The organism is Streptomyces sp. NPDC032126 (genome assembly GCF_055580085.1).
In genome coordinates this window covers 1-10,605 of the sequence record NZ_JBVIMA010000021.1, presented here as the reverse complement: position 1 = coordinate 10,605, position 10,605 = coordinate 1, and the positions used below count along the sequence as shown (strand labels likewise).

The 10,605-nt window shown below is 71.7% G+C and carries 8 protein-coding genes and 1 pseudogene; 4 read left to right on the top strand and 5 right to left on the bottom strand.

Annotation, left to right across the window (positions count from 1 at the left end; translation table 11 throughout):
• The first annotated feature begins 49 nt into the window (after nt 1-49).
• Nucleotides 50-1,051: a porphobilinogen synthase gene (gene hemB, locus ACZ5NW_RS37465; protein WP_468748523.1), complete on the top strand. Its 1,002-nt coding sequence runs from the start codon at nt 50-52 to the stop codon at nt 1,049-1,051.
• Between the two features lie 3 nt (nt 1,052-1,054).
• On the opposite strand, the gene ACZ5NW_RS37460 is transcribed toward hemB, so the two are convergent.
• Entirely contained in the window at nt 1,055-1,861 is an 807-nt protein-coding gene (locus tag ACZ5NW_RS37460) for a DUF4232 domain-containing protein (RefSeq protein WP_468748522.1), read from the bottom strand.
• 191 nt (nt 1,862-2,052) lie between these two features.
• On the opposite strand from ACZ5NW_RS37460, the gene ACZ5NW_RS37455 reads away from it, so the two are divergent.
• Nucleotides 2,053-3,411 carry a helix-turn-helix domain-containing protein gene (locus ACZ5NW_RS37455; RefSeq protein WP_468748521.1) on the top strand — a complete coding sequence of 453 codons (1,359 nt, stop codon included), beginning with the start codon at nt 2,053-2,055 and terminating at the stop codon, nt 3,409-3,411.
• 8 nt (nt 3,412-3,419) lie between these two features.
• On the opposite strand, the gene ACZ5NW_RS37450 is transcribed toward ACZ5NW_RS37455, so the two are convergent.
• On the bottom strand, nt 3,420-3,590 hold the full coding sequence (locus ACZ5NW_RS37450) for a hypothetical protein (RefSeq protein WP_468748520.1): 171 nt from the start codon (nt 3,588-3,590) through the stop codon (nt 3,420-3,422).
• A gap of 294 nt (nt 3,591-3,884) precedes the next feature.
• On the opposite strand from ACZ5NW_RS37450, the gene ACZ5NW_RS37445 reads away from it, so the two are divergent.
• Nucleotides 3,885-5,105: an aminotransferase-like domain-containing protein gene (locus tag ACZ5NW_RS37445; protein WP_468748519.1), complete on the top strand. Its 1,221-nt coding sequence runs from the start codon at nt 3,885-3,887 to the stop codon at nt 5,103-5,105.
• A 21-nt stretch (nt 5,106-5,126) separates the two neighbouring features.
• On the opposite strand, the gene ACZ5NW_RS37440 is transcribed toward ACZ5NW_RS37445, so the two are convergent.
• A complete protein-coding gene (locus ACZ5NW_RS37440) occupies nt 5,127-5,918 on the bottom strand; it encodes a DUF4253 domain-containing protein (protein WP_468748518.1) in 792 nt (263 codons plus the stop codon).
• Between the two features lie 82 nt (nt 5,919-6,000).
• Nucleotides 6,001-7,761: an arginine--tRNA ligase gene (gene argS / locus ACZ5NW_RS37435; protein WP_468748517.1), complete on the bottom strand. Its 1,761-nt coding sequence runs from the start codon at nt 7,759-7,761 to the stop codon at nt 6,001-6,003.
• 197 nt (nt 7,762-7,958) lie between these two features.
• On the opposite strand from argS, the gene lysS reads away from it, so the two are divergent.
• Nucleotides 7,959-9,689, top strand: a complete 1,731-nt coding sequence (lysS, locus tag ACZ5NW_RS37430; protein ID WP_468748516.1) for a lysine--tRNA ligase — start codon at nt 7,959-7,961, stop codon at nt 9,687-9,689.
• A 100-nt stretch (nt 9,690-9,789) separates the two neighbouring features.
• Here the strand turns inward: lysS and ACZ5NW_RS37425 are convergent.
• Nucleotides 9,790-10,605 (bottom strand): annotated as a pseudogene (locus ACZ5NW_RS37425) (DUF2637 domain-containing protein); the annotation flags it as partial.

The following is a 10,605-nucleotide window of genomic DNA, read 5'->3' as shown; positions in this document are numbered from 1 at the left end:
GACTTTGCGTCGGTAAGTGGGGGGTTCTGGCGGGCGTAGCGTAGGGCGTATGGCGAAGTACGGTTCTTTTCCAGGCGCGCGGCCGCGGCGGCTGCGTACCAGTCCTGTCATGCGGCGCATGGTTGCCGAGACCCGGCTGCATCCCGCCGACTTCATCCTGCCCGCCTTCGTGCGGGAGGGCGTCAGTGAGCCGGTGCCCATCGCGGCCATGCCCGGCGTCGTGCAGCACACCCGGGACAGCCTGAAGAAGGCTGCCGTCGAGGCCGTCGAGGCCGGGGTCTCCGGGATCATGCTGTTCGGGGTGCCCGAGGAGAGCAAGAAGGACGCTCTCGGGACGCCCGGTACCGATCCGGACGGGATTCTTCAGGTCGCCCTCCGCGATGTGCGGGCCGAGGTCGGTGACGAGCTGCTCGTGATGTCGGACCTGTGTCTCGACGAGACCACCGATCACGGGCACTGCGGTGTGCTCGACGAGCACGGCCGCGTCGACAACGACGCCACCCTGGAGCGGTACGCCGAGATGGCTCAGGTGCAGGCCGACGCCGGCGCCCATGTCGTCGGGCCCAGCGGGATGATGGACGGCCAGATCGGGGTCGTCCGTGACGCCCTCGACCAGATCGGCCGCGAGGACGTCGCCATCCTCGCCTACACCGCCAAGTACTCCTCCGCCTTCTACGGGCCCTTCCGCGAGGCCGTCGGCTCCTCGCTGCAGGGCGACCGCAAGACCTACCAGCAGGACCCCGCCAACTGGCGCGAGTCCCTGCGCGAGCTCGCCCTCGACCTCGAAGAGGGCGCCGACATGGTGATGGTCAAGCCGGCCGGCCCCTACCTCGACATCCTCGCCCGCGTCGCCGACTCCGTCGACGTGCCGGTCGCCGCGTACCAGATCTCCGGCGAGTACTCGATGATCGAGGCCGCCGCCGAGAAGGGCTGGGTCGACCGGGACCGGGCCATCTTCGAGACCCTCACCGGCATCAAGCGGGCCGGCGCGCGCACCATCCTCACCTACTGGGCCACCGAGGCCGCGCAGAAGCTGCGCGACGCCCGGTAGGGATCAGTAGGACAGGGCGTCGTCCTGGTCCCGCAGCCAGTACGTCACCGACAGGGTGCTGTCGTAGTACACGCCCTTCGCGGGCAGCGCGGGCGTCGCCGCGGGGCCTCCGTCGCTGAGCGGGGTGAGGCCCTGGAAGCCGACCGCGAGCTTGTGGCCGGTGGTGCCGGCGTCGCCGCTGCCGTCGGCGGACGACAGCAGGACGCCCGCGTAGCCGGACTCACCGGGCGCGAGGGTCGTCACCGCCTGCGGCCGGCTGCTCTCCATCGGCTGCGGCGCCCACTGCATCTCGTCGAACCGGAGCACCGGGTAGTACGGCATGTCGCACAGCTTCGAGCCGGTGTTCCTGACCGTGATCAGCAGGTGGTTGAGCGGGCGGGACACCGGCTGCACGGTGACGGTGGTGTTGGAGCCGTTGCACAGGACGCGGTTCTCCGGGGCGTTCGGGTCGCTCGCGCCCTTCTTCGCCGCGCCTCCCTTCGACGACGACTTTCCCGAACCGCCCGACGTGCCCTTCGAGGTCCCCGTGCCGCCGGAGGCCGTCGTACCGGAGGCCGATCCGCCGGTGCCGGTGCCGGTGCCGGTGCCGGTGCCCGTGGTCCCGGTGGTGCCCGTGGTTTCCTTGCCCGCCGTGGTGGCCGACGGTGACGCCGACGTCGTGCTCGGCTGGGCCGCGCCCTCGTCCTTCGTGCCCGTCCCGTTCTCACACGCCGTCAGGGCGAAGGCGGCGAGCGCCACTCCGGTGGCGGCGAGCAGTCGGGCACGGGAGCGGGTGGAGCGGGCGGTACGGGCGGTGCGGTGGGTGCGCATGGCGGATTCCCTTTCGTAGCGGCCGGTCGGACCCGGCGGCGTGCTTGGATGACCGAAGCCTGTGCGGTGATCCGTCCCGGCCGCCACAGCCGACGGACGATCAGGGACACTGGAACGCTGAAACAGGTTCTGACCTGGGGAAACGCCCATTCCCTGGAACGGTGGGATGGGACGCGGGGGATGGAGGAAACGTGTCGGACGGTGGTACGGCCCAGGGGAGCGCGGACGAATTCGCGGCCCTTCTGCGGGAGTTGAAGGACCGTTCCGGGCTGAGCTACGGCACGCTCGCCCGACGGCTCCACATGAGTACGTCGACCCTGCACCGGTACTGCAACGGGGACGCCGTACCGACGGACTACGCCCCCGTCGAACGGCTGGCCCGCCTCTGCAAGGCCCAACCCGCTGAACTCGTCGAACTCCACCGACGCTGGGTCCTGGCCGACGCGAGCCGGGGGAGGAAGGGATCGGGGTCGGGATCGGGATCGGCGGCGCCTGGTCTTGAGAAGCCGGAGCCGGTGGCACCTGGGTTTGAGGAGCCGGGGCCGGCGGAGGGGCGGGTGCGGGAGCCGGAGGAGCCGCCGACCGTCGGCCCCGGCGACCCCGCCGCCCCCTCCCCCCACCCCCGTCGACGCCTCCGCCCCCGTACGGCCGTCGCCGTGCTCGCCGGGATCGCTGTCGCCGCTGTGCTCGGTGCTGTCGCCTACGCGGCGAACCTGCCGGGCGGTCGGGGTGACGGTGATGGTCGGGCCGTCGGGGCCGCCTCTCCCGGGCGCGGAGCGACGGCAGCCGTCGGCGGCGCCGGCAAGGGCGTGTCCGCGTCGCCCTCCGGTGCCTCGCCGTCGCCCTCGCCGTCCGCCGGGGACACCGCGCAGGCCGGGGCTTCCGCTTCCGCTTCCGTCTCCGGCGGCGCCACCCCCTCGGCCGACACCGCCGCCCCGCCGCTCACCGTGGACGTACGGCCGTACACCTGGGAGAGCCCGTGCTCCCAGCGCTACTTGAGCGACCTGCCGGCGGCGAAGGTCAAGCGGCCGCCCACGGAGGACGACGCGCCGGCGTGGGTGGCCGCGATGGGGGCGGTCTCGTCGGGCGAGCAGTATCTGACGCTGACCGTGCAGGGCACCGGCGGGGAGACCGTGGTGCTGCAACGGCTCAGGGTCCACACAGCGGGCAAGCGGTCGCCGCTCGCCTGGAACGACTACGCGATGGCCTATCCCGGCGTCGGCTGCGGCGGCAACGTTCCGACGCGGTCCTTCACCGTCGCCCTCGACGCCGCGCGGCCCGCCGTCGTGCCCGAGGCGGGGCACCGGGACTTCCCGTTCAAGGTGAGCGAGTCCGACCCGGAGGTCCTCTATGTGAAGGCCGACGCCTCCGCGTACGACGTCCGCTGGTACCTGGAGCTGGACTGGGCCAGTGGTTCGCGGCACGGGACGCTGGTCCTGGACGACCACGGCCGTCCCTTCCGCACGAGCGGCAACAACGGGCGCCCGGCCTACGAGTTCCCGCTCGATGGCTCGGCGTGGGTGAAGGAAGGCACCACGGACGTGTCGTAGGGCCTGCCTCAGCGGGACCCGTCGGGCGCGACGGCGGCGGCTCCGATCGGGGGCAGGCCCTCGGAGGACGGGCCCTCGTCGCGCAGGCCCTGGCCGTCGCGGCACCCCGTGAGCACCAGCGCGGCGAGGGCCGTCAGCGCGGCGGCGAGGACGCGGATGCGGGCGGGGCGTGCGGACATGAGCGGACCTTCCGTGCCGGTGGTGGGGAGGGGACCGGGAGCGGCCTTCAGCCTGGCCGCAGACCGCGGCCGGAAGCCACAACTGCCGCCGGATTCGGGACGCCTGGCCCGTCCCACCCCCGGTGACCTGCGGGAACGGTGTGCCGGCGGGACTCGTCGTGGGACGCGGAAGGCCGTCGGCCCGCAGTGTTCGTCCGTATCCCGGAAACTCGCATGTAGGCGGCACCTACCTCCCTAGGCTGCGGTCGGGCACCGTTCGTCACCACCCGTCCGCCGCATCCAAGGAGCCGCCTCATGACCACCGCCTCCGTCGGACAGTCCCCCGCCCGGGCCGCCGCCGTCCCGCCCCTCGCCGCCCGTGCCCGGAGCGTCGGCGGGTCGCCCGTGCGGGACATCCTCGCCGTCACCGCCCGCCCGGAAGTGATCAACTTCGCGGGCGGACTGCCCGCACCGGACGTCTTCGACCGCGACGGCGTCGCGGCCGCCTTCCGGCACGTGCTGGAGGAGACCCCGGCCCAGGCCCTCCAGTACGCCACCACCGAGGGCGAACCCGCGCTGCGGGGCCGGCTCGCCGAGCGGTACCGCGCCCGGGGGCTCGCCGCCGACGCCGACGAACTCCTCGTCACCACCGGCTCCCAGCAGGCCCTCTCCCTTCTCGCCACCGCGCTGCTCGACCCCGGTGACACCGTCCTCGTCGAGGACCCCTGCTATCTCGCTGCCCTCCAGGTCTTCGGGCTGGCCGGAGCAAGAGTCCTGCCCGTCCCCGGTGACGCCGACGGCCCCGATCCGCAGGCGCTGGCCGACCTCGTGGCGCGCGAGCGGCCCAAGCTGCTCTACACCGTCCCCACCTTCCAGAACCCCACCGGCCGCACCCTGTCCGCCGAACGCCGGGCCGCCATCGCCTCCGTCGCCGCCCGGCACGGGCTGTGGATCGTCGAGGACGACCCCTACGGCGAACTCCGCTACGACGGTGAGCGCGTCCCCTGGATCGCCTCCTACGACGACGCCGCCGACCGCACGGTCCTGCTCGGCTCCTTCTCCAAGGTCATGGCCCCCGGGCTGCGACTGGGCTGGCTGCGCGCCCCCGCCGAACTCCGCCGCGCCTGCGCCGTCGCCAAGCAGGCCGCCGACCTGCACACCCCGACCGTCAACCAACTGGCCGCAGCCCGCTACCTGGCCGACTCCGACCTCGACGCGCACGTCGCCCGCGTGGCCGGGGTCTACCGCGAGCGCCGGGACGCCCTGCTCGCCGGACTGCCCGACGCGCTTCCGCCGGGCTCGACCTGGAACCGGCCCGAGGGCGGCATGTTCCTCTGGGCCCGCCTGCCGGACACCTACGACACCACCGCGCTGCTGCGCAAGGTCGTCGAGCACGACGTGGCCTACGTCCCCGGCGCGCCCTTCTACGCCGGCGAACCCGACCGCTCGACCCTGCGCCTGTGCTTCGTCACGCAGACACCGGAGGAGATCGCCGAGGGCCTGCGCCGCCTGAACAAGGGGCTCAGCCAGATATAGCCGGTACCGGTCCCGGTCCCGTCAGTCCCACCAGAACGTCCACGTGTGCTCGCCGATGAGGTCCTTGGCGTACGCCTCCAGGCTGCCCGGTCCGGACTGCTCGATGTTGTCGGGGCAGAAGGCGAAGTGCTCCGCCGCCACCTCCTCGGCCTCCGTGAGCGTGGCGGGCGGGGCGGCGACGGACACCACCAGGATGTCGAAGCCGAGGCCCACCACGCGTATGCCGAAGCGGTCCTCCCAGGAGCGCAGGACGGTGCACAGCCGCGCCGTGTCGTTCTCGTGGTTCAGCGGGCCGCTCCAGCCGACGGCCGCCGGGATGTCCGCGCTGCGACGGGCGGACACCAGGGCGAGATGCGGGTCCTTGAACCAGGAGGGGCACTGCGCGGACAGGGCGTCGGCGACCTCGGCGGCCCTCACGTCCGGGGTGGCGGTCGCGCCGGGCCTGGTCTCACCGAGGCCGGGCCACTCCTCGTCCTCGGGCGCGTACTCCTCCCAGAACTCCGCGAGCACGTCGTCCGCGTCGTGGTCCCCGGGGTAGGACATCTCGCCGGGCATCAACTCCCAGCTCTCCGGGCCGCCCTGGGATCCGCCCAGGTCGACGAGGACGGGCAGCAGTCCCGCCCGCCCGGCCCGCACGCCCAGCGCCGACCATGTGCCGGGGGCCGCCGCCTTGTCCGCGTGCCACAGCAGAGGCTCGTGCCACCGGCCCGTGTCGGTGTCGTCGATGAGTCTCCCGGGCGGGAGTTGAAGCCCGAGGGACCGTCCGCTCGGGTCGGTGGCCAGCTGGGGCAGCGGGTTGGGAAGAGTCGCCATGTCGGCGACTGTAGGGCCGGCCACTGACAACGGCCCCGCCAGGAGGTCCTGGCGGGGCCGCGGTCGAGCGATGAGGAGCAGGTCAGAGCTTCTCGGGCGTCCGGATGCCCAGCAGCGCCATGCCCTGGTGGAGGGTGCGGGCCGTCATGTCGCACAGGAACAGACGGTTCTCCGCGATGTCCTTCGGCGGTGCGGGCTTGATCACCGGGCACTTGTCGTAGAACGACGTGAACAACGTGGCCAGTTGGTACAGATACGCCGCCACCTTGTGCGGTGCGTACTCCGCGGCCGCCTCGAAGACCGTGTCGCCGAACGCGTCGAGGTGCAGGCCCAACGCCCGCTCCGCAGCGTGCAGTTCCAGCTCCGGGTGCGCGGCCGGCCGTACGTCGCCCGCCTTGCGCAGGATCGACTGGATACGGGCGTACGCGTACTGGAGGTACACGGACGTGTCGCCGTTCAGCGAGACCATCTGGTCCAGGTCGAACTTGTAGTCCCGGTTCGGGGACGTCGACAGGTCGGCGTACTTCACCGCGCCGATGCCCACCTGCGCGGCCCGCTCCTGGATCTCGTCCTCGGTGAGGTCCTGCGCCTTCTCCCGGACGACCTCGGCGGCCCGCTGCACCGCCTCGTCGAGCAGGTCCTCCAGCCGTACGGTCTCGCCCTCACGCGTCTTGAACGGCTTGCCGTCCGCGCCCAGCACCGTGCCGTAGCCCATGTTGTGGGCGGTGACCTCGTCGGTCAGCCAGCCGGCCCGGCGGGCGGTCTCGAAGACCATCTTGAAGTGCAGCGACTGGCGCACGTCCACGACGTAGATCAGGGAGGTGGCACGCAGGTCCTGGACGCGGTTGCGGATCGCGGTCAGGTCGGAGGCCGCGTACCCGAAGCCGCCGTCCGCCTTCTGCACGATCAGCGGCACCGGCTGGTCGTCCTTGCCACGGATGTCGTCGAAGAAGACGACGAGCGCGCCCTCGGAGCGCACGGCGACACCCATCTCCTCCAGGAGGCGGGCGGTCTCCGGCATGCCGTCGTTGTACGCGGACTCGCCGACGATCTCCTCGTCGCGGATCTCCATGTCGAGCTTCTCGAAGACCGAGTAGAAGTAGACCTTCGACTCGTCCACGAACTGCTGCCAGAGGTCGAGCGTCTCCTTGTCACCGGACTGGAGGGCGACGACCCGCTTCCTGGCGCGCTCCTTGAAGTCCTCGTCCGCGTCGAAGAGCGCGCGCGAGGCCTTGTAGACCCGGTTCAGGTTCGACATGGCCTGCTCGCCGTCGACCTCGGACGCCGGGGCCAGCTCGCCCGGGTGCTCCAGCAGGTACTGGATGAGCATGCCGAACTGGGTGCCCCAGTCGCCGATGTGGTGCCGGCCGATCGTCTTCTCGCCGGTGAAGTCGAGCATGCCGCGCAGCGCGTCGCCGATGACCGCGGAACGCAGGTGGCCGACGTGCATCTCCTTCGCCACGTTCGGCTGGGCGTAGTCGATGACCGTGATGCCGGGGTCCGCCTTGGCGGCGACGCCGAGGCGGTCGGCGTCCGCGTACCGCCGCGCGAGGTTCTCGGTGATCGCCTTGTCGGTGAGCGTGATGTTGAGGAAGCCGGGGCCCGAGACCTCGACGTCCTTGATCACATCGCCGGTGGTGATGTTGCCGACGACCAGCGTGGCCAGCTCCCTGGGGTTCGCCTTGTTCTTCTTGGCGAGGGCGAGGATGCCGTTGGCCTGGTAGTCCGCCCGGTCGCTGCGTCGCAGCAGGGGGTCCACGTCGGTGGCCTCCGGCAGGGCTGCCGAGAGGGCGGACGTGAGCTGCTGTTCGACGGAGGCGCTTAGGGGCGTGACCGGGGCCATGGGGTGGGAGCCGTTCTCCTCGTGGGTTGCTTAGACGTGGTCAGTATCCCACGGGGGGTAAAAGGGTTTTTGCGGCTGCGGGCCGGTGGGGGCTGGTCGCGCAGTTCCCCGCGCCCCTGAGTGGCGGCTGCGCCGCCTAAACTGGGGGCGCGGCTGTTGACCGTACGGCTGCCCCTGGAGAAAGAAGGACGTGCCCCGTGGCTCAGAGCACCGAGACCACCGACTGGGTCTCCCGTTTCGCGGATGAGGTCATCGAGGAGTCGGAGCGTCGGGCCCCGGGCAAACCGGTCGTCGTCGCGTCCGGGCTGTCTCCGTCGGGCCCGATCCACCTCGGCAACCTGCGCGAGGTGATGACCCCGCACCTCGTCGCCGACGAGATCCGCCGCCGGGGCTACCAGGTGCGGCACCTGATCTCCTGGGACGACTACGACCGGTACCGCAAGGTGCCCGCCGGGATCGCCGGTGTCGACGTCTCCTGGGCCGAGCACATCGGCAAGCCGCTCACCTCGGTGCCCGCGCCCGCCGGGTCGGAGTACCCGAACTGGGCCGAGCACTTCAAGGCCGCGATGGTCGCCTCGCTCGCCGAGCTCGGCGTGGAGTTCGAGGGGATCAGCCAGACCGCCCAGTACACCTCCGGGGTGTACCGGGAGCAGATCCTGCACGCCATGCGGCACCGCGCCGACATCGACGCCGTTCTCGCCCAGTACCGCACGAAGAAGGCCCCGGCCAAGCAGTCCCAGAAGCCGGTCGACGAGGCCGAGCTGGAGGCCGCCGAGGGCTCCGGCGCCGCGGCCGAGGACGACGGCTCCTCCGGCTCCGCCGGCTACTTCCCGTACAAGCCCTACTGCGGCAACTGCGAGAAGGACCTCACCACCGTCACGTCCTACGACGACGACACCACCGAGCTGACCTACTCCTGCACGGTGTGCGGCTTCTCCGAGACCGTCCGGCTGAACGAGTTCAACCGCGGCAAGCTGGTCTGGAAGGTCGACTGGCCCATGCGCTGGGCCTACGAGGGCGTCATCTTCGAGCCCAGCGGTGTCGACCACTCCTCCCCGGGGTCGAGCTTCCAGGTCGGCGGCCAGATCGTCGGCATCTTCGGCGGCAAGCAGCCCATCGGCCCGATGTACGCGTTCGTGGGCATCTCCGGCATGGCCAAGATGTCGTCGTCCCGTGGCGGTGTCCCGACCCCGGCCGACGCCCTGAAGATCATGGAGCCGCAGCTCCTGCGCTGGCTCTACGCCCGCCGCCGGCCCAACCAGTCCTTCAAGATCGCCTTCGACCAGGAGATCCAGCGGCTCTACGACGAGTGGGACAAGCTCGACGCCAAGGTCGCCGACGGGACGGTCCTGCCCGCCGACGCCGCCGCCCACGCGCGGGCGGTGCGCACCGCCGCCGGTGAGCTGCCGACGACGCCGCGGCCCCTGCCGTACCGCACCCTCGCGTCCGTCGCCGACATCACCGCCGGCCACCAGGACCAGGCGCTGCGGATCCTCAGCGAGCTCGACCCCGACAACCCGCTCGGCTCCCTCGACGAGGCCCGCCCGCGCTACGACCGGGCGGAGGCGTGGATCAACACCCAGGTCCCCGCCGACCAGCGCACCATCGTGCGCGACGAACCCGACGCCGAGCTGCTGAAGTCCCTCGACGAGGCGTCCCAGCAGTCCCTGCGGCTGCTGCTCGACGGTCTCGCCGAGCACTGGTCGCTCGACGGGCTGACCCACCTCGTGTACGGCGTGCCGAAGGTGCAGGCCGGCTTCTCGGCCGACGCGACGCCCAAGGAGCTGCCGGCGGAGATCAAGACGGCCCAGCGGACGTTCTTCGCGCTGCTGTACCACCTGCTCGTCGGCCGGGACACCGGCCCGCGTCTGCCCACGCTGCTGCTGGCCGTGGGCCAGGAGCGGGTGCGGCGCCTGCTCGGCGAGTAGCGAGTAGCGAGTAGCGCGCAGCGACCAGCGCTCAAGCCGCTTGACGACGATGGGGGCGCCCGGTGAACACCGGGCGCCCCCATCGTCGTAGCCGCGTGGGTCAGGCGATGTGCTCGTCCGCCATCTCCGCGTTGAGGCGGTTGGTGAAGCGGGTCACCATCCGCTTGGCGTCGGCCTCGTCCAGCGTCATGCCGTAGGTGGCGTTGACGTCGTCGATGAAGCCGCGCGGCGTGGGGGCGCCGTTGCCGCTCTTGATCGACTCGCGGAAGACCAGGTAGTAGTCCTCCTCGGTCGGCTCCGAGCCGCCGCCGTCGCCGAGCTCACGGGTGCGGCCCGGGCCGGAGGGGATGGGGAAGCTGCCGGTCGTCTCCGCCGGGGACTCCTCCGGCAGGGGCTCCTGCTGGTGTCCCTGCGGGTATTCCTGCTGATAGCCCTGCTGATAACCCTGCTGGTCCTGCTCGTACCAGGCCGCCCACTGATCCTCGGCGTACTGCGGGTCGTAGGGCGGCTCGTAGGTGGGGTCGTAGTCGCCGTGGTACTCGATCTGCTGGGGATTCCTGGCGTGCAGCCAGGGGTTCACCTCCGGATCGGGCTCCGGCTCCGGCGCGGGGGCGTGGACGGGCTGCTCGGCACGGGGCGCGGGGATCAGCTGGGGGCGCTGTTCGCTCTGCGGCACCGCCGGGGCCGACCGGGCCGACGGGAGCAACGGGATCTCGATGCCCGCGGCCGCCAGGCCCTCCGGGGCCGTCTCCGCCAGCGGGACGCCGTAGCGGGCCAGGCGCAGGGGCATCAGGGACTCCACCGGGGCCTTGCGGCGCCACGCCCGGCCGAAGCGGGAACGCAGCCTCGCCTGGTAGACGAGACGTTCCTGCTCCAGCTTGATGACCTGGTCGTAGGAGCGCAGCTCCCACAGCTT

Coding starts and splice junctions, on each gene's coding strand:
- ACZ5NW_RS37440 (WP_468748518.1), bottom strand. CDS start 5,918: ATGGCGACTCTTCCCAACCCGCTGCCCCAGCTGGCCACCGACCCGAGC.
- ACZ5NW_RS37445 (WP_468748519.1), top strand. CDS start 3,885: ATGACCACCGCCTCCGTCGGACAGTCCCCCGCCCGGGCCGCCGCCGTC.
- ACZ5NW_RS37460 (WP_468748522.1), bottom strand. CDS start 1,861: ATGCGCACCCACCGCACCGCCCGTACCGCCCGCTCCACCCGCTCCCGT.
- ACZ5NW_RS37450 (WP_468748520.1), bottom strand. CDS start 3,590: ATGTCCGCACGCCCCGCCCGCATCCGCGTCCTCGCCGCCGCGCTGACG.
- hemB (WP_468748523.1), top strand. CDS start 50: ATGGCGAAGTACGGTTCTTTTCCAGGCGCGCGGCCGCGGCGGCTGCGT.
- argS (WP_468748517.1), bottom strand. CDS start 7,761: ATGGCCCCGGTCACGCCCCTAAGCGCCTCCGTCGAACAGCAGCTCACG.